This is a genomic window from Pseudomonas sp. GW458-11-26-14-LB4, assembly GCF_059423925.1.
In genome coordinates this window covers 111034-127932 of record NZ_JBWKYU010000004.1, presented here as the reverse complement: position 1 = coordinate 127932, position 16899 = coordinate 111034, and the positions used below count along the sequence as shown (strand labels likewise).

General features: G+C 62.1%; 18 protein-coding genes. 5 read left to right on the top strand and 13 right to left on the bottom strand.

All coding sequences use genetic code 11. The features are described from left to right. Window positions 1-16 precede the first annotated feature (16 nt). The 4 genes from AC07XZ_RS07305 to AC07XZ_RS07290 all read left to right on the top strand — a co-directional run bounded on the left by AC07XZ_RS07305 (window position 17) and on the right by AC07XZ_RS07290 (window position 3388). Window positions 17-622, top strand: coding sequence for an LPS-assembly lipoprotein LptE (locus AC07XZ_RS07305; RefSeq protein ID WP_085747653.1), 606 nt, complete (start codon window positions 17-19; stop codon window positions 620-622). A 39-nt stretch (window positions 623-661) separates the two neighbouring features. After that, a complete protein-coding gene (gene holA, locus AC07XZ_RS07300; RefSeq protein ID WP_007958673.1) occupies window positions 662-1699 on the top strand; it encodes a DNA polymerase III subunit delta in 1038 nt (345 codons plus the stop codon). 140 nt (window positions 1700-1839) lie between these two features. Continuing rightward, the gene (gene arfA / locus AC07XZ_RS07295) at window positions 1840-2004 is read left to right on the top strand and encodes an alternative ribosome rescue factor ArfA (RefSeq protein ID WP_007958672.1); all 165 of its coding nucleotides are present in this window, start codon (window positions 1840-1842) and stop codon (window positions 2002-2004) included. Window positions 2005-2065: 61 nt separating this feature from the next. Then, on the top strand, window positions 2066-3388 hold the full coding sequence (locus AC07XZ_RS07290) for a lytic murein transglycosylase (protein ID WP_102686364.1): 1323 nt from the start codon (window positions 2066-2068) through the stop codon (window positions 3386-3388). Window positions 3389-3439: 51 nt separating this feature from the next. Here the strand turns inward: AC07XZ_RS07290 and AC07XZ_RS07285 are convergent, their stop codons facing one another. The 13 genes from AC07XZ_RS07285 to AC07XZ_RS07225 form a co-directional block, all read right to left on the bottom strand. Next, complete coding sequence (locus AC07XZ_RS07285) at window positions 3440-4387, bottom strand: S66 peptidase family protein (RefSeq protein ID WP_085747651.1); 948 nt, start codon at window positions 4385-4387, stop codon at window positions 3440-3442. A 173-nt stretch (window positions 4388-4560) separates the two neighbouring features. Beyond that, entirely contained in the window at window positions 4561-5559 is a 999-nt protein-coding gene (gene lipA, locus AC07XZ_RS07280; protein ID WP_162130488.1) for a lipoyl synthase, read from the bottom strand. Window positions 5560-5584: 25 nt separating this feature from the next. Continuing rightward, window positions 5585-6232 (bottom strand): lipoyl(octanoyl) transferase LipB, encoded by a 648-nt coding sequence (lipB, locus tag AC07XZ_RS07275; RefSeq protein WP_039771855.1) that lies wholly within the window; start codon window positions 6230-6232, stop codon window positions 5585-5587. Beyond that, complete coding sequence (locus tag AC07XZ_RS07270) at window positions 6232-6507, bottom strand: DUF493 domain-containing protein (RefSeq protein ID WP_102686365.1); 276 nt, start codon at window positions 6505-6507, stop codon at window positions 6232-6234. The genes lipB and AC07XZ_RS07270 overlap by 1 nt, the downstream gene beginning before the upstream one ends. Before the next feature lie 84 nt (window positions 6508-6591). After that, window positions 6592-7749 (bottom strand): D-alanyl-D-alanine carboxypeptidase family protein, encoded by a 1158-nt coding sequence (locus AC07XZ_RS07265; protein WP_011336095.1) that lies wholly within the window; start codon window positions 7747-7749, stop codon window positions 6592-6594. Window positions 7750-7932: 183 nt separating this feature from the next. Then, window positions 7933-8940: a septal ring lytic transglycosylase RlpA family protein gene (locus AC07XZ_RS07260; protein WP_011336096.1), complete on the bottom strand. Its 1008-nt coding sequence runs from the start codon at window positions 8938-8940 to the stop codon at window positions 7933-7935. Beyond that, a complete protein-coding gene (mltB, locus tag AC07XZ_RS07255; RefSeq protein ID WP_007958658.1) occupies window positions 8940-9950 on the bottom strand; it encodes a lytic murein transglycosylase B in 1011 nt (336 codons plus the stop codon). Before mltB ends, AC07XZ_RS07260 begins: the two co-directional genes overlap by 1 nt. Window positions 9951-9967: 17 nt before the next feature. Further along, on the bottom strand, window positions 9968-11071 hold the full coding sequence (gene rodA / locus AC07XZ_RS07250; RefSeq protein ID WP_052026248.1) for a rod shape-determining protein RodA: 1104 nt from the start codon (window positions 11069-11071) through the stop codon (window positions 9968-9970). Between the two features lie 31 nt (window positions 11072-11102). Continuing rightward, window positions 11103-12998: a penicillin-binding protein 2 gene (gene mrdA, locus AC07XZ_RS07245; RefSeq protein WP_007958656.1), complete on the bottom strand. Its 1896-nt coding sequence runs from the start codon at window positions 12996-12998 to the stop codon at window positions 11103-11105. Window positions 12999-13007: 9 nt separating this feature from the next. Then, window positions 13008-13475: a 23S rRNA (pseudouridine(1915)-N(3))-methyltransferase RlmH gene (rlmH, locus tag AC07XZ_RS07240; RefSeq protein WP_003185785.1), complete on the bottom strand. Its 468-nt coding sequence runs from the start codon at window positions 13473-13475 to the stop codon at window positions 13008-13010. A gap of 9 nt (window positions 13476-13484) precedes the next feature. Then, the gene (gene rsfS, locus AC07XZ_RS07235; protein ID WP_007958654.1) at window positions 13485-13979 is read right to left on the bottom strand and encodes a ribosome silencing factor; all 495 of its coding nucleotides are present in this window, start codon (window positions 13977-13979) and stop codon (window positions 13485-13487) included. 72 nt (window positions 13980-14051) lie between these two features. Beyond that, window positions 14052-14774 carry a nicotinate-nucleotide adenylyltransferase gene (gene nadD / locus AC07XZ_RS07230; RefSeq protein WP_102686366.1) on the bottom strand — a complete coding sequence of 241 codons (723 nt, stop codon included), beginning with the start codon at window positions 14772-14774 and terminating at the stop codon, window positions 14052-14054. After that, a complete protein-coding gene (locus tag AC07XZ_RS07225; protein ID WP_007958650.1) occupies window positions 14743-16014 on the bottom strand; it encodes a glutamate-5-semialdehyde dehydrogenase in 1272 nt (423 codons plus the stop codon). Before AC07XZ_RS07225 ends, nadD begins: the two co-directional genes overlap by 32 nt. A 177-nt stretch (window positions 16015-16191) precedes the next feature. Here AC07XZ_RS07225 and AC07XZ_RS07220 point away from each other — a divergent pair, with 177 nt between their 5' ends. After that, window positions 16192-16887, top strand: a complete 696-nt coding sequence (locus AC07XZ_RS07220) for a DNA-3-methyladenine glycosylase (RefSeq protein ID WP_007958648.1) — start codon at window positions 16192-16194, stop codon at window positions 16885-16887. The last annotated feature ends 12 nt before the right edge of the window (window positions 16888-16899 follow it).

Below are 16899 nucleotides of genomic sequence, written 5' to 3'. Positions count from 1 at the left end.
CAAGGGGAGCAACACAATGATCAAACGCAATCTGCTGGTGATGGGCCTCGCCGTCCTGTTGAGCGCCTGCGGTTTCCAGCTGCGTGGCACCGGCACCAATGAGCTATCGATCAAGGAGCTCGACCTGAGCGCCCGCAACGCCTACGGCGAAACCGTGACGCAACTGCGTCAGGTGCTGGAGTCCAGCGGCGTCAAGGTCGTTACCGGTGCACCGTACAAGCTGTATCTGGCCGATGAGCAGGAATCCCAGCGGATTCTCAGCTACGCCGGCGCCGGTCGTACCGGCGAGTACCAGGTCAGCACCGTCCTTACCTACGATATCCGTGGCGAAAAAGATTTGCTGCTGAAAAGCGACAAGCTTGAAGTGCAGAAAGTGTTCATCCACGACGGCAACAATCTGGTGGGTTCCGACCAGGAAGCCAACGATGCCCGCCGTGAAACCCGCCGCGAGCTGGTACAGCGCATGATGCTGCGTCTGCAACAGCTGACGCCGGCACAGCTGGACGCTCTGCAGCAAACCGCCAATGCACGGGCCAAGGCAGAAGCCGACGCCCTCGAAGCGGCACAGAAGGCTGAAGCGGAAACCCCGCGCCAGTCGCCGCTCGAACTGCCGCAGCAGTAAGACGTTCGGGGCGCTCAGGCGCCCCGTTCGCCCTCTCTTATGAAGCTCGCTCCCGCCCAACTCGGCAAACACCTGCAAGGCGCTCTCGCGCCGGTCTACATCATCAGCGGCGATGACCCGCTGCTGTGCCAGGAAGCTGCCGACGCCATTCGCTCTGCCGCCCGTCAGCAAGGATTCGACGAACGCCAGGTCTTTGCCGCCGACGCCAATTTCGATTGGGGGACGTTGCTGCAGGCTGGCGCCAGCATGTCGCTGTTCGCCGAAAAACGCCTGCTGGAACTGCGCCTGCCTTCGGGCAAGCCCGGTGACAAGGGCGCGGCCGCCCTCATCGAATACTGCTCGCGCCCGGCAGAAGACACGGTGCTGTTGATCAGCCTGCCGAAGCTGGACGGTAGCGCGCAGAAAACCAAGTGGGGCAAGGCGCTGGTCGAAGGTCAGCAGACCCAGTTCGTGCAGATCTGGCCGGTGGACGCCAACCAGTTGCCGAGCTGGATTCGTCAGCGCCTGTCCCAGGCCGGCCTGTCAGCCAGCCAGGACGCGGTCGAGCTGATTGCCGCGCGGGTCGAAGGCAACCTGCTGGCCGCTGCGCAAGAGATCGAAAAGCTCAAGCTGATGGCCGAGGGCGGGCAGATTACCGTCGAAACCGTGCAGGCGGCCGTGGCCGATAGTGCGCGCTTCGACGTGTTCGGCCTGACCGACGCGGTGCTCAACGGCGAACCAGCCCACGCCCTGCGCATGCTCGAAGGGCTGCGCGGTGAAGGGGTCGAGCCGCCGGTGATTCTCTGGGCCCTGGCCCGTGAGTTGCGCCTGCTGGCCAACATCTCGTTGCAATACAGTCAGGGCACACCGCTGGACAAGTGCTTCAGTCAGGCCAAGCCGCCGGTCTGGGACAAGCGCAAACCGCTGATGAGCAAGGCCCTGCAACGCTACTCGGCGCAACGCTGGGCGCAGTTGCTGCTCGAAGCCCAGCGCATCGATGCGCAGATCAAGGGCCAGGCGGCCGGTTCGCCGTGGATGAGCCTGAGCCGGTTGGCGCTGCTGATGGCCGGTCAGCGTCTGACATTGCCTGCCGAATGAAATCCGGGATCGCGCTCTGCGATCCCGTTTTTTATCCAGGCCATTTCCTACAGAACATCCCGCCCTCGGTCCTATAGACAGACGTTCGAGATCGGCAGATTATCTGCCGCGCAAAGACCCACTCAATCGAGAGAATTCTCATGAGCAAAAAGCCATCGAAACATGGCCACAACAAGGCCAAATCCATCGTCGCCCAACCCCTGTTCCGCAGCCGCCAGGAACGACCAACCAAGGGTAAGGGCAGCTACCGCCGCGAAGCCTTCCAGTCTGACAGCTGGGAGGCTTCTTACTTTCTGGCCGCTTGAAGCACAGCACCCCTTCCTCATGTTAAGGTCTGCACCTGATTCGTATCCCCTGGACCTGTGCATGCCCCTCAGTCTTTCCCGTCGTTGGCCCTTGCGCCAACTGATCGCTGCCTCCAGCTTCGTACTGCTCGTCGCCTGCGCGGAAAAACCCACCGCCGCCGACGCTCAACCGCTTCAGACCGTTCCCGTTGCCACAGCCCCAGCGGTCATCCCGCCGGTAGTGCCGTCCGGTGACAACCTCGACCTGCAACCGACCCAGACCTTTGCCGAATGGCAGGCCGGTTTCCGCAAGGAAGCTCTGGCTGCCGGCATTCGTGCCGACCTGTTCGACCGCGCGTTCGCCAATGTCAGTTTCGATGCCAGCGTGATTCGCGCCGACCGCAGCCAGCCGGAGTTCGCCCGGCCGGTATGGGAATACCTGGACGGCGCCCTTTCGCCCTTGCGCGTGCGCAAAGGCCAGGCGCTGATCAGCCAGTACGCCGATATTCTGCAAAGCATCGAACAGCGTTACGGCGTCGATCGTCAGGCACTGGTGTCGGTGTGGGGAATGGAAAGCAACTTCGGCCAGTTCCAGGGCAGCAAGTCGGTGATCAACTCGCTGGCGACCCTGGCCTATGAAGGCCGCCGCCCGGGCTTTGCACATGCGCAGCTGATTGCGGCGCTGCAGATCCTGCAACAGGGCGACATCACGCCGGAGAAAATGCTCGGCTCCTGGGCCGGCGCCATGGGCCAGACCCAGTTCATCCCGACCACCTACAACACTCATGCCGTGGATTTCGACGGTGACGGTCGCCGCGACATCTGGGGCAGCCCCGCTGACGCATTGGCCTCCACCGCGCATTACCTGCAAAGCTCCGGCTGGCAGCGTGGCCAGCCGTGGGGCTTCGAAGTGCAGCTGCCGAGCGGTTTCAACTACACCTTGGCCGACGGCGCAATTCGCAAGAGCGTCGCCGAATGGCGGCAACTGGGTGTGATCCTGCCGAACGGCGGCCAGGTGCCGGCCGGCTCCGAGCAACTGTCCGCCGCCCTGCTGCTGCCGGCCGGCTACCGCGGCCCGGCGTTCCTGTTCCTCGATAACTTCCGGGCGATCCTCAAATACAACAACTCGTCGTCCTACGCACTGGCCGTCAGCCTGTTGTCCGAGCGCTTCAACGGTGCCGGCCTTATCAATGGCAGCTGGCCAAAAGACGATCTGCCGTTGAGCCGCACCGAACGGATCGAACTGCAAAACCTGCTGACCGCGCGCAACTACGACGCAGGCACCGCCGACGGCATCATCGGTGCCAATACGCGCAAGGCGATTCGCGCTGCGCAGCAGTCATTCGGCTGGCCGGCGGACGGTTATCCGACGCACAAGCTGCTGGAAAGCCTGCGTAACCAGTAAAAACCAAAAGACCGCCGCCTCTTCAGGCGGCGGTCTTTTTTTGCGGCTCGATCAGCGAATCACCACATCCTGTTCCAGCATCAACTCCTTCTTCCCTGCGTCCAGTCGAACCAGCGCCCCCAACGGCAGCGTCAGGTTCGGATTACAGTGCCCGCTACGCCATCCTGAAAGCACCGGAATCCGCAGGGGTTCAAAGGTCTGCTTGAGCAAGCGGTTCAAGGCCTCGACATCCACGCCCGCCACATCCCCGACCAGCACGCCACGCAATCTGGCCAACTTGCCCGCCAGACGCATCTGGGTCAGCAAGCGGTCGATCCGGTACAGCGGCTCGTTGATGTCCTCGATCAGCAGAATCACCCCTTCGACATCGATTTCGTAAGGCGTGCCCAGGGTCGCGGCGATCATCGCCAGATTGCCACCCTGCAAACGCCCGTGAGCAATGCCGGGCTCCACTGTGGTCAATGGATAAGCCGCCGGATGACTCAGCACACTGCCGGCCTTCAACTGACCGCGCAGCATGGCGAAGAACGACGTCACCGTCGGCGGTTCCTTGTCACCCAGCAGATCGGCATTCAATAACGGCCCGTGAAAGGTCACGAACCCGGCGTAGCGACTGATGGCCAGATGCAGAGCTGTGATGTCGCTGTAACCGACGAAGGGCTTGGCATGGCGGCTCAGCAAGTCGTAGTCGATCCGGTCCAGCAACCTTGGCGTGCCGTAACCACCGCGCAGGCAAATGATTGCATCCACCTCCTCGTCAGCGAACGCCGCGTGCAGATCGTTGAGCCGCACCTCGTCGCTGCCGGCCAGATAGCCATCCTTCTCGTAGACGCCAGGGAACACCCGCAAACCGTAACCCCGGGCGCGCATCCACTGAACGGCCTTTTCGGTATCCAGCGTGCCGGGGCCGGCGGGCGCAATGACGCCTATCAGCCCTTCCGACGGCAGCGCGGGCACGGGCTTGTGCGGAAAAAGGGTGTGGGTCGGTCGAACGGTCATCCATGGATCTCCCTGTGTGAAGTCATGCTCACACAGTAGTCAGGAACGGCGACAAACAGAAGAGGCTCGGCCGCGCCGCAAATTGCAGGAAAAGTCAGTAACGAGTGTAAGCCAGGCAAAAAAATGCCCGCCGGGCGATAAACCCCGGCGGGCATTTTTTATTCAGCGCTGAATCAGGAACCGAGCAGCTCGGCCTTGACCAGTTTCGCCTGTTCGTCGGCGTGGTACGAAGAACGCACCAACGGGCCGGACGCGACGTTCTTGAAGCCCATCTTGTAACCTTCCTCGGCGAACCAGGCGAAGGTGTCCGGGTGCACGAAACGCTGCACCGGCAAGTGGCTGCGGGACGGTTGCAGGTACTGGCCCAGGGTCAGCATGTCGATGTCGTGTTCGCGCATGCGCTTCATGACTTCGATGACTTCGTCGTCGGTCTCGCCCAGACCCAGCATCAGGCCGGATTTGGTCGGAATGTGCGGCATCATCTGCTTGAAGCGTTGCAGCAGGGTCAGCGACCACTGGTAGTCCGAACCCGGACGCGCAGCCTTGTACAGGCGCGGTACGGTTTCCAGGTTGTGGTTGAACACATCCGGCGGCTCGGCCGCGGTGATTTCCAGGGCGATGTCCATGCGGCCACGGTAGTCCGGGACCAGGGTCTCGAGCTGCACGTTCGGCGACAGTTTGCGGATTTCGCGGATGCAGTCGGCGAAGTGCTGGGCACCGCCGTCACGCAGGTCGTCGCGGTCAACCGAGGTGATCACCACATACTTGAGTTTCAGGTCGGCGATGGCGATGGCCAGGCTTTCCGGCTCGTTGACGTCCAGTGGCTTCGGACGACCGTGGCCAACGTCACAGAACGGGCAACGACGGGTGCAGATGTCACCCATGATCATGAAGGTCGCGGTGCCGCCGGAGAAGCACTCGCCCAGGTTCGGGCAGGACGCCTCTTCGCAGACGCTGTGCAGCTTGTGCTTGCGCAGCAGGCTCTTGATGCGGTCGACTTCCGGCGAAACCGGGATGCGCACGCGGATCCAGTCGGGTTTCTTCGGCAGTTCGGTGGTCGGAATGATCTTCACCGGGATGCGTGCAACCTTCTCGGCGCCGCGCAGCTTGACGCCGGCTTCAACCTTGGGACGCGGGGCCGGGCGCTCGGTCACGTCGAGCGTCGGGATCATGGTTTGCACTGCATCAGTAGTCATATCAGTCGATTCCGCCCGTCAGGGTCGTCTGCTCAGCATAGTCGAGGTGTTTGACGAGCTGCGCGCGCAGCCGGGCACTTACCTCGGCAAATTCAATCGATCCTGCGTGCTCGCTCAGCTGGGTCATCGCCAGCCCGGCATAGCCGCAGGGATTAATCCGTCGAAACGGCTCCAGGTTCATGTCCACGTTCAGGGCCAAGCCATGAAAGGAACAACCATGGCGAATCCGCAAACCCAGAGAAGCGATCTTCGCCCCGTCGACGTAGACGCCGGGAGCATCCGGCTTGGCCACGGCGGTCACGCCGTAGCTGGCCAGCAGTTCGATCAGGCAGCGCTCCATGCGGCTGACCAGATCGCGCACGCCGAAACCGAGTCGGCGCACATCCAGCAGCAGATAGGCTACCAACTGGCCTGGGCCATGGTAGGTCACCTGACCGCCGCGGTCGACCTGCACCACCGGAATATCCCCCGGCAGCAACAGGTGCTCGGCCTTGCCGGCCTGGCCCTGGGTGAACACCGGCGGGTGTTCCACCAGCCAGATTTCGTCCGGGGCCGTGGTGCCACGCTCGTTGGTAAAACGTTGCATGGCCTGCCAGACCGGCTCGTAAGCCATCTGGCCAAGCTCGCGAAAGCCCAGCGTGCCCGGCATCACAGCACCATGTGCACGAAACCGGTGGCCCGCAGTTCGCTGTTGATGTTGTACAGCTGATCCTGGTCGGTCGCGACGATGTGCAACTGGATGGTGGTGTACTTGCCGTTGCTGCTTTGACGCTCGTCGACACGCTCATCGTTGATCTTGGCGTGTTTCTTGACGATGTCGATGATCCTGTCTTTGTTGCCGACGCCCGTATCGCTGATCACCTTAACCGGATAATCAACCTGGGGAAATTCGATCTTTGGCGCCTTTACTTCGGTATCGGTCATGGCGTAACGGCCTCGTAAGCGTAAGCCCGGTAACGAACAAGGCCACGCTCCGGACCGGAACGGGGCCATGCAGGTCAACTCGAATCAGTTGAACAAGCCGTAGAAGAATAGACGGATGCTATCCCACATGCGGCGGAAGATACCACCCTCCTCGACAGCGTCCAGGGCGATCAGGTCGGCGCTGTGCACCACCTTGTCGTCCAGTTTCACTTCGACTTTACCGATCACGTCGCCCTTGGCGATTGGCGCGGTCAGTTGCGGGTTCATGGTCATGCTGGCAGCGAGCTTCTTCAGCTGGCCTTTCGGCAGGGTCATGGTCAGGTCTTGTGCCAGGCCGGCCTTGACTTGACTGGTGGTACCTTTCCACACCGGGGCCTGAGCCAGTTCAGTGCCCTTCTGGTAGAAGGTCTGGGTTTCAAAGAAGCGGAAACCGTAGGTCAGCAGCTTCTGGGTCTCGGCGGCACGGGCCACTTCGCTGTTGGTGCCGAACACCACGGCGATCAGGCGCATGCCGTCACGTACGGCCGAGGACACCATGCAGTAGCCGGCTTCGTCGGTGTGACCGGTTTTCAGACCGTCGACGGTCTTGTCGCGCCACAGCAGCAGGTTGCGGTTAGGCTGTTTGATGCCGTTCCAGAAGAACTCTTTCTGCGAGTAGATCGCGTAGTGAGCCGGGTCTTCGTGGATGATCGCGCGAGCCAGGATCGCCATGTCGTGAGCCGACGAGTAGTGCTCAGGGTTCGGCAGACCGGTCGGGTTCATGAAGTGGGTATTGGTCATGCCCAGATCGGCGACGGTCTTGTTCATCAGGTCGGCGAACGCATCTTCGCTGCCGGCGATGTGTTCAGCCACCGCGACGCTGGCGTCGTTGCCGGACTGGATGATGATGCCGTGCAGCAGGTCGCTGACAGTGACTTGTGAGCCGACCTTGATGAACATCCGCGAACCGCCGGTGCGCCAGGCGTTTTCGCTGACGGTCACCGGGTCGTTTTCACCGATCTGGCCGCGACGGATTTCCAGCGTGGCAATGTACGCAGTCATCAGCTTGGTCAGGCTGGCCGGTGGCAGGCGCTGGTCACCGTTGTTCTCCACCAGCACGTTGCCGCTGTTGGCATCCATGAGCACGTAGGATTTGGCGGCCAGTTGTGGTGGCGACGGCATCATCTCGGCCGCGAACGCGGCAGGCGAGAGGAGCAGCGGGACTAGCAGACACAGGCGTTTGGCAAAGGTGGTGATGTTCATCCGTCTCTCGAAATCGCTAATGGAAACTGCCCTTGCGGGCAAAATTAATCAGATGGCTTTCTAACGGGCCATCGCGTGTTCAGTTGCTCACTCCAGTCACCCTTGCCGGGCTTTTGTTCTTCGACGAGCCAACAACCTGGTTCACCCCCCAATCGCTGGTGAACCGTCAATCAAGTCCTACGTTTACTCGGTGACCACACTTGGCGAACCCAGGTTGGCCAGGCGCACGCTGTTCTGTACCTGGGCAATTTCACCCGGCGAACCGATCGGTCCCAGGCGAACCCGGTGCAGGGTCTGCTGATTGCGCACGATCGAGCTGATGAACACCGGAGCGCTCACCATCCCGCTGAGCTTCGACCTCAGGAGTTCTGCAGCGTCCGGGTTGGCGAACGCGCCCACCTGCAGATACTGGCCAGACGCTGGTGCAGAAGCGTTTTTTTTTGCATCGAGCTGGACTGGCACGACGGCCGCGGCGTGCTGCTGCGGCGGCGGAGTCCATTGCTCGACGGTACCGGCCGACGCCGTGATCACCGGGGCGCTATTCTGCGCGACTTGCGGCTCGTTGAGCATCAAAGGCGCCGGACGGCCCTTGGCGGCCCACCATTGCTGCGGGTCGATGCCTTCGACCTTGACCCGCGCGGTACCGATTTCGGCATAACCGAGCTTCTTGGCGGCGGCGTAGGACAGGTCGATGATCCGGTCCGAGTAGAACGGCCCGCGGTCATTGACCCGCAGGATCACGCTCTTGTTGTTGTCCAGGTTGGTCACCCGAACGTAACTCGGCAGCGGTAATGTCTTGTGGGCGGCACTCATGCCGTACAGGTCGTAGACCTCGCCGTTGGCGGTGTTCTGACCGTGGAACTTGGTGCCGTACCAGGACGCGGTGCCGGAAGCCACGTACGTCTTGGATTCCTGCAACGGGAAGTAGGTCTTGCCCAGCACGGTGTACGGGTTGGCCTTGTAGGGGCCGGTGTGCAGGGTCGGCGTGGCATCCGGGATGCGCGATACGTCGACATCCCACCACGGCGCGCCGTCCTTGTGGGCCCGGTTGATGTCCAGGCCCGGCTGCGAGCGAACGGCGGTGGTCGGCTTCTGGCTCGGCGAACGGCTGGTCGAACAACTGGCGACCAGCACCGCCAACGCAGCGAAAGCCACCAGCTTCAGGGGTTTATTGATAGGCAATGCCCGCATTACTTGACGCCCCGTGCTTGTACCAGCTGTTCAGACAGTTGATGTACGGCCATGGCGTACATCACGCTGCGGTTATAACGCGTGATCGCGTAGAAATTCTTCAGGCCCATCCAGTATTCCGGGCCATTGTCGCCTTCCAGGCGGAATGCGGTGACCGGCATGTCATCGCGCAGCGCATCATGACTCGACCAGCCCAGCGCTCGCAACTCCCCGACGGTTTTCGTCGGCTCGATGCCGGTGGTCAGGCCTTCATCCACCTGCTCGCCGCGTACATCCGCGCGACTGACCACCGGCTCGCCGGCGACCCAGCCGTGACGCTTGAAATAGCTGGCGACGCTACCGATCGCATCATCCGGGTTGTTCCAGATATTGATGTGGCCGTCGCCGTCGAAATCCACCGCATAGGCGCGGAAACTGCTCGGCATGAACTGCGGCAGACCCATCGCCCCGGCGTAGGAACCCTTGAGGGTCAGCGGGTCGACCTGCTCTTCACGCGCCAGCAGCAGGAACTCACGCAGCTCCTTGCGGAAAAATTCGGCACGGGGAGGATAGTCGAAACCCAGCGTGGACAAGGCATCGATCACCCGGTAATTGCCGGTATTACGTCCGAAAAAGGTCTCAACGCCGATGATCGACACGATCACCTGGGCCGGAACGCCGTATTCCTGCTCGGCGCGGGCCAAGGTCGCCTCATGCTGGCGCCAGAAGTCCACACCGCGGGCGATGCGCGCGTCGGTGATGAACATCGGCCGGTATTCTTTCCACTGCTTGACCCGTTCGGCCGGTTTGGAAATGGCGTCGAGAATCGCCTGTTTGCGCTGGGCCTCGCGGAACACAGCCATCAGCTGTTCGCCGGCAAAACCGTAGTCGCGGGTCATTTCACCGACGAACTCGGCCACCTGGGGCGAGCCTTCGTAATCGCCGGCCAACGCTTCCTGCGCGCTGCCAAGGATGCCTACCAGGCCGAGCCACGGTGCGTATCGTGTCGCCCAGTCACGCATTACTTGCATTGAACTCTTCACCTTATTCAAACCTGTGCGATCCACTTGCGATGGGTATGGATCGACATCAAAACCCCAAACGCTGACAGCAGCGTCACCAGCGAAGTTCCGCCATAGCTAATGAACGGCAACGGCACCCCCACCACCGGCAGCAGGCCACTGACCATACCGATGTTGACGAAAACGTAAACAAAAAACGTCATGGTCAGAGCGCCGGCCAGCAATTTGCCGAACAGCGTCTGCGCCTGGGCGGTAATCACCAGGCCGCGACCGATCAGCAACAGATAGATCAGCAACAGCGCACAGATACCCACCAGGCCGAACTCTTCGCCGAGCACGGCGATGATGAAGTCGGTGTGGCTTTCCGGCAGGAAGTCCAGGTGCGACTGGGTGCCCAGCAGCCAGCCCTTGCCGAATACGCCGCCGGAACCGATGGCGGCTTTCGACTGGATGATGTTCCAGCCAGTGCCGAGTGGATCACTTTCCGGGTCGAGGAACGTCAGGATCCGCTGCTTCTGGTAGTCGTGCATGATGAAGAACCACATCGCCACCGATACCGGAATCGCCGCCGCCAGCACGCTGAGAATCCAGCGCCAGCGCAGCCCGCCCATGAACAGTACGAAGGCGCCGCCGGCCAGAATCAGCAGCGAAGTGCCGAGATCCGGCTGACGCACGATCAGGGCGAACGGCACGCCGATCAACAGCAGACTGATGCCGACATGCTTGAGCTGCGGCGGCAGCGTGCGTTTGGACAGGTACCAGGCGATGGTCGCCGGCATCAGGATCTTCATGAATTCCGAGGGCTGGAAGCGGATCACCCCGGGAATGTTGATCCAGCGGGTCGCACCCATGGCGTTGTGTCCCATGATGTCCACCACCAGCAGCAGCACCACCCCGATCACGTAGCCGAGCGGCACCCAGCGCGCCATGAACCTTGGCTCGAACTGGGCGATGACAATCATCGACACCAGACCGATGCCGAACGACGTGGCCTGTTTGGCCAGCAGATCCCAACTCTTGCCGCTGGCCGAATACAGCACGAACAAGCTGCCGGCCGCGAGAATCAGCAGCAGCACCAGCAACGGACCGTCGATATGCAAACGTTGCAACAGCGTCGCCCGGCGACGCATCACATCCTCGCTGGAGAGCATGCGATCGAAATTATTCATCACGGGCCGTAGCCTCCGCACTGATAGGGCTGGCGTATTCGGCCTTCAACCGTCCGTCCTGATCCAGCAGCCAGGCATCCATGACCTGCCGCACCACCGGTGCAGCGACGCCGGAACCTGACTCACCGTTCTCGACCATCACCGACACCACGATTTTCGGGTCATCCGCCGGCGCGAAACCGACGAACAAGGCGTGGTCGCGGTGGCGTTCCTGAACCTTGGAGCGGTCGTACTTTTCACCTTGCTTGATCGCCACGACCTGCGCCGTACCCGACTTGCCGGCGATCCGGTATTGCGCGCCGATGGCCGCTTTACGCGCCGTACCCCGTGCGCCGTGCATCACCTGTTGCATGCCATGGTTGACCTTGGTCCAGTCCGACGGATCGCGCAGGATGATGTCCGGCATCGGATTCTCATCCACCGGTTTCACGCCTTCGAGGGATTTGGCCAGGTGCGGGCGGTTCCACACGCCCTTGTTGGCCACCAGCGCCGTGGCCTGGGCCAGTTGCAGCGGGGTCGATTGCATGTAGCCCTGGCCGATCCCGAGAATCAGGGTTTCGCCGGGGAACCACGCCTGACGCCGGGTCGCGCGTTTCCACTCGCGGGACGGCATCAGGCCGGGAGATTCTTCGAACATATCCAGCGAGACCTTCTGGCCGATGCCGAACTTGTTCATGTAGGCCGACAACCGGTCGATGCCCAGCTTGTGTGCCAGGTCATAGAAGTAGGTGTCGTTGGACCGCATGATCGCCGTGTCGAGGTCGACGAAGCCGTCGCCGGTACGGTTCCAGTTGCGGTACTTGTGATCGTAGTTGGGCAGCATGTAGTAACCGGGGTCGAACACCCGGCTCGACGCCGTCACCACACCCGCATCGAGACCGGCAATCGCCACCGCCGGCTTGATCGTCGAACCGGGCGGGTAAAGGCCGCGCAGCACGCGGTTGAACAGCGGCCGGTCGATCGAATCGCGCAGCTCGGCGTAGGCCTTGAAGCTGATGCCGGTGACGAACAGGTTCGGGTCGAAGCTCGGCTGGCTGACCATCGCCAGCACTTCGCCGGTTTTCGGATCGAGCGCCACCACCGCGCCACGCCGACCGCCCAGCGCAGCCTCGGCAGCTTCCTGCAACTTGATGTCGAGGCTCAGGACAATGTCCTTGCCAGGCACCGGATCGGTACGCTTGAGCACGCGCAGGACGCGGCCACGGGCGTTGGTCTCGACCTCTTCGTAACCCACCTGACCGTGCAGCTCGGCTTCATAGAAGCGCTCGATGCCGGTCTTGCCGATGTGGTGGGTACCGCTGTAATTGACCGGATCGAGGGTCTTCAGCTCTTTCTCGTTGATCCGCCCCATGTAACCCACCGAGTGCGCGAAATGCGCGCCCTGCGGGTAATGACGCACCAGTTGCGCGACCACCTCGACGCCCGGCAGACGGAACTGGTTCACCGCGATCCGGGCGATCTGCTCTTCGCTCAGCTCGAACAGGATCGGCACCGGTTCGAACGGCCGGCGACCCTGACGCATGCGTTTCTCGAAGATCACCCGGTCTTCCGGCGTCAGCTGCAAGACCTCGACGATCACGTCGAGCACCTGCTGCCAGTCGCCGGAGCGCTCGCGGGTCATGCTCAGGCTGAAGCTCGGACGGTTGTCCGCCACCACCACACCGTTGCGGTCGAAAATCAGGCCACGGGTCGGCGGGATCGGCTGGACATGCACCCGATTGTTTTCCGACAGGGTCGAGTGATATTCGTACTGAATCACCTGCAGGTAATACAGCCGCGCAATCAGCACGCAGATCAGCGCCACCACCGCAATTGCACCGAACACGACGCGACCACGCACCAGACGGGCGTCTTTTTCGTGGTCCTTGATGCGGATCGGCTGAGACATGAGGGCGGATTACTTGTGGTAAGGGTGGCCGGACAGCACCGTCCAGGCACGATACAACTGCTCGCCGATGAGGATGCGCACCAGTGGGTGCGGCAGCGTCAGCGGCGACAACGACCAGCGCTGATCCGCGCGGGCACAGACTTCCGGCGCCAGCCCTTCCGGACCACCGACCATGAAATTGACCGTGCGCGAGTCCAGGCGCCAGCGATCGAGTTCCACCGCCAGTTGCTCGGTGCTCCACGGCTTGCCATGAACTTCGAGGGTGACGATCCGCTCGTTCGGCCCGACCTTGGCCAGCATGGCTTCGCCTTCCTGACGGATGAAGCGGGCCACGTCGGCGTTCTTGCCACGGGTATTGAGCGGAATTTCCACCAGTTCCAGCGCCAGTTCGGACGGAAGACGCTTGGCATATTCATGCCAGCCTTCTTCCACCCACTTGGGCATGCGTGAACCGACGGCGATCAGTCGCAGTCGCACAGCAATCCCTTACAGCTGGTCTTTGTTGAGCTTGGTGAAGTGCTCGTGGGTGTTTTCCGGGCTGTGGTGCTTGGCGTCCGCCGCACGGCTTTGCTCGGCACCGGCCCACAGGCGCTCCAGGTCGTAGAACTGACGCGCGGAGGCGGTCATCATGTGCACGATCACCAGGTCCAGGTCCAGCAGCACCCAGTCGCTGTCGCCCTTGCCTTCTTCACCCAGCGGCTTGGCGCCGTTCTTTTTGACCTCTTCGCGAACCTTGTCCAGCATCGCGTTGATCTGGCGGTTGGAAGTACCGGTGGCGATGATCATGTAGTCGGTGATGCTCTGCTTGTCGCGCACATCAATGATCTGGATGTCCTGGGCCTTGACGTCTTCCAGGGCTGCAACGGCTACCTTGACCAGCTCGTCGCCCTTCAGCGGTTCGTTGGTGTTGACCGGTTCTGGCAGCGGGGCGCTCTTGAATGTGCCTTTGCGCTTTACTTTGGTTTGGTCTTTGTCAGTCATATAAAACTCGTTTTGCTCATATTTTCGGCGGCTTGGCGACACGTGGATTCGTGTCAGTGAAGCACGCCTTGTTCAGTTCGACGCACGGTACAGACCGTGCGCATCGATGTAGGCCAGGACCGCGTCGGGCACCAGGAAACGTACCGACTTACCGCTGGCCAGCAGTTGACGGATCTGGGTGGCGGAAACCGCGAGCGGTGTCTGCCAGACGAATGCAATCTGTCCGCTCGGCCCCTTCAGGGCCAGCGGGTCGCTCACCGAACGCGCTGCCAGCAGGTTGCGCAAGGCATCCGGCGGTTCGCTGTCGGCGTCCGGGCGCTGTAGCACCAGGATGTGGCAATGCTGGAGCAACTCTTCCCAGCGGTGCCAAGTGGGCAGGCCGCAAAATGCGTCCCAGCCCAGAAGCAGAAAAACCTGGGTCTCGGCGGCCATTTCGGCACGCAGCGACTCCAGGGTATCGATGGTCCAGGACGGTTTGTCCCGCTGCAATTCGCGGGCGTCCACCACCAGCGGCGGCACACCGGCCACCGCACATTCAACCATTGCCAGCCGGTCCTGCGCAGACACCTGCGGCGTATCGCGGTGCGGCGGCCGGGCGCTGGGCATCATGCGCAGCTCATCAAGCCCCAGCGCTTCGGCAACTTCCAGCGCGCCACGCAAATGGCCGATATGCACCGGATCGAACGTCCCACCCAGGACGCCAATGCGCCGGGGACGGGACCTCTTGCCGGGTTTCGGCGCTTTCAGGTCGAGGTCGGACAAGTCAGACCGTCGCCTGGCCGCGCAACTGGCCATCACCGACCACGATGTACTTCTCGCAGGTCAGTCCTTCCAGGCCCACCGGGCCACGGGCGTGCAGCTTATCAGTAGAAATGCCGATCTCGGCACCCAATCCGTATTCGAATCCATCGGCGAAGCAGGTCGGGGTGTTGATCATCACCGACGCCGAGTCGACCTGAGCCACGAACTGACGGGTGTCGGCGAGGTTTTCGCTGACGATCGAGTCGGTGTGGTGGGAGCCGAAATGGTTGATGTGTTCGATGGCCTGATCCAGGCCATCCACCACGCGGATCGACAGAATCGGCGCCAGGTACTCGGTGCTCCAGTCTTCCTCCGTTGCCGCTACGGCCTCGATGATCGCCCGGGTGCGTTCGCAACCGCGCAGCTCGACGCCTTTTTCGCGGAACTGCTTCGCCATCGACGGCAGGAAATCCTTCGCAACACTTTGATCGACCAGCAAGGTCTCCATCGCACCGCAGATGCCATAGCGGTAGGTCTTGGCATTGAAGGCGATGCGCTGGGCTTTCGGCAGGTCGGCGTGTTCGCTGACATAGACGTGGCAGATGCCGTCAAGATGCTTGATCACCGGCACCCGGGCGTCACGGCTGATGCGCTCGATCAGGCCACGGCCACCGCGCGGCACGATCACGTCGACGTATTCAGGCATGGTGATCAGCGCGCCGACGGCGGCGCGGTCGGTGGTTTCCACCACTTGCACCACGGCAGCCGGCAGTTCGGCTTCAGCCAGACCGCGCTGGATGCAGGCGGCAATCGCGCGGTTGGAATGAATCGCTTCGGAACCGCCGCGCAGGATGGTCGCGTTGCCGGACTTCAGGCACAGGCTCGCGGCATCGATGGTCACGTTGGGACGGGATTCGTAGATGATCCCGATCACGCCCAGCGGTACGCGCATCTTGCCGACCTGAATGCCCGACGGACGGAAGCTCATGTCGCGGATCGCACCGACCGGATCCGGCAGCGCTGCGACCTGACGCAGACCGACGATCATGCCGTCGATGCGCGCCGGGGTCAGTTCCAGACGTTCCAGCAGCGCCGGCTCCAGACCGTTGGCGCGACCGGCCGCCAGATCCTGTTCATTGGCTGCCGCAAGCTCGGCGCGGGCGGCGTCCAGGGCATTGGCGGCAGCCAGCAGGGCGCGGTTTTTCTGCGCGGTGCTGGCACGGCCGATGACGCGGGAAGCTTCGCGGGCGGCGCGACCCAATCGGGTCATGTAGTCAAGAACGGACTCAGTCATGGTCTGCTGGGGTCTTGGCAAAGAGGAAAGCGGCAGATTATAGCTGTCGCGTCCCGGGACTAACAGCGGTGACGGGCGGATGGTCGAAATGGACGGCGATTTGCCGACGTTCAGCCGGGATTAAGCCGTGAATTGTTATCATCACGACCTCCTTCGCCTGGATAAACATTGTTTGCCATGTCCAACCTGACCGTTCGCGCCACCTCCGCGCGCCAGCCTGTCGGCCTTGCGGACGCTTTTTTCGACCGTGACGCCCAGACACTGGCCCGCGATCTGCTCGGCAAAGTCATCCGCCACCGCGTCGGCGATTTGTGGCTCAGCGCCCGAATCATCGAAACCGAAGCGTATTACTGCGAAGAAAAAGGCAGCCACGCGTCCCTCGGCTACACAGAAAAGCGTAAGGCTTTGTTTCTGGACGGCGGCCACATCTATATGTACTACGCCCGTGGCGGCGATTCGCTGAACTTCAGCGCGCAGGGTCCGGGCAATGCAGTGCTGATCAAATCGGCCTATCCGTGGGTCGACGAGATCAGTGGCCCGGCCAGCCTGGCGCAGATGCTGTTGAACAACCCCGACGCCCAGGGGCGACCGCGTCCGTCGCAGAAACTCTGTGCCGGGCAGACGCTGTTGTGCAAGGCGCTGGGACTGAAAGTGCCGGTGTGGGATGCCAAGCGCTTCGACCATGAAATCCTGCTGGTGGAAGATACCGGACCGGCTCCGACCCACGTCATTCAGACCACCCGACTGGGCATTCCCCATGGCCGTGACGAACACTTGATGTATCGCTTCGTCGATGCCGCCTATGCCCAGTGGTGCACGCGGAACCCGCTGCGTCGAGGTCAGGTCGAAGGTCGCGATTATTTTTTGCTGTGAATGCACACCCTT

Excerpts from the sequence above, each read along its gene's own strand:
- AC07XZ_RS07305 (WP_085747653.1), top strand. The coding sequence starts at position 17 with ATGATCAAACGCAATCTGCTGGTGATGGGCCTCGCCGTCCTGTTGAGC.
- holA (WP_007958673.1), top strand. The coding sequence starts at position 662 with ATGAAGCTCGCTCCCGCCCAACTCGGCAAACACCTGCAAGGCGCTCTC.
- arfA (WP_007958672.1), top strand. The coding sequence starts at position 1,840 with ATGAGCAAAAAGCCATCGAAACATGGCCACAACAAGGCCAAATCCATC.
- AC07XZ_RS07290 (WP_102686364.1), top strand. The coding sequence starts at position 2,066 with ATGCCCCTCAGTCTTTCCCGTCGTTGGCCCTTGCGCCAACTGATCGCT.
- AC07XZ_RS07285 (WP_085747651.1), bottom strand. The coding sequence starts at position 4,387 with ATGACCGTTCGACCGACCCACACCCTTTTTCCGCACAAGCCCGTGCCC.
- lipA (WP_162130488.1), bottom strand. The coding sequence starts at position 5,559 with ATGATCCCGACGCTCGACGTGACCGAGCGCCCGGCCCCGCGTCCCAAG.
- lipB (WP_039771855.1), bottom strand. The coding sequence starts at position 6,232 with ATGCCGGGCACGCTGGGCTTTCGCGAGCTTGGCCAGATGGCTTACGAG.
- AC07XZ_RS07270 (WP_102686365.1), bottom strand. The coding sequence starts at position 6,507 with ATGACCGATACCGAAGTAAAGGCGCCAAAGATCGAATTTCCCCAGGTT.
- AC07XZ_RS07265 (WP_011336095.1), bottom strand. The coding sequence starts at position 7,749 with ATGAACATCACCACCTTTGCCAAACGCCTGTGTCTGCTAGTCCCGCTG.
- AC07XZ_RS07260 (WP_011336096.1), bottom strand. The coding sequence starts at position 8,940 with ATGCGGGCATTGCCTATCAATAAACCCCTGAAGCTGGTGGCTTTCGCT.
- mltB (WP_007958658.1), bottom strand. The coding sequence starts at position 9,950 with ATGCAAGTAATGCGTGACTGGGCGACACGATACGCACCGTGGCTCGGC.
- rodA (WP_052026248.1), bottom strand. The coding sequence starts at position 11,071 with ATGCGTCGCCGGGCGACGCTGTTGCAACGTTTGCATATCGACGGTCCG.
- mrdA (WP_007958656.1), bottom strand. The coding sequence starts at position 12,998 with ATGTCTCAGCCGATCCGCATCAAGGACCACGAAAAAGACGCCCGTCTG.
- rsfS (WP_007958654.1), bottom strand. The coding sequence starts at position 13,979 with ATGACTGACAAAGACCAAACCAAAGTAAAGCGCAAAGGCACATTCAAG.
- nadD (WP_102686366.1), bottom strand. The coding sequence starts at position 14,774 with ATGGCCAGTTGCGCGGCCAGGCGACGGTCTGACTTGTCCGACCTCGAC.
- AC07XZ_RS07225 (WP_007958650.1), bottom strand. The coding sequence starts at position 16,014 with ATGACTGAGTCCGTTCTTGACTACATGACCCGATTGGGTCGCGCCGCC.
- AC07XZ_RS07220 (WP_007958648.1), top strand. The coding sequence starts at position 16,192 with ATGTCCAACCTGACCGTTCGCGCCACCTCCGCGCGCCAGCCTGTCGGC.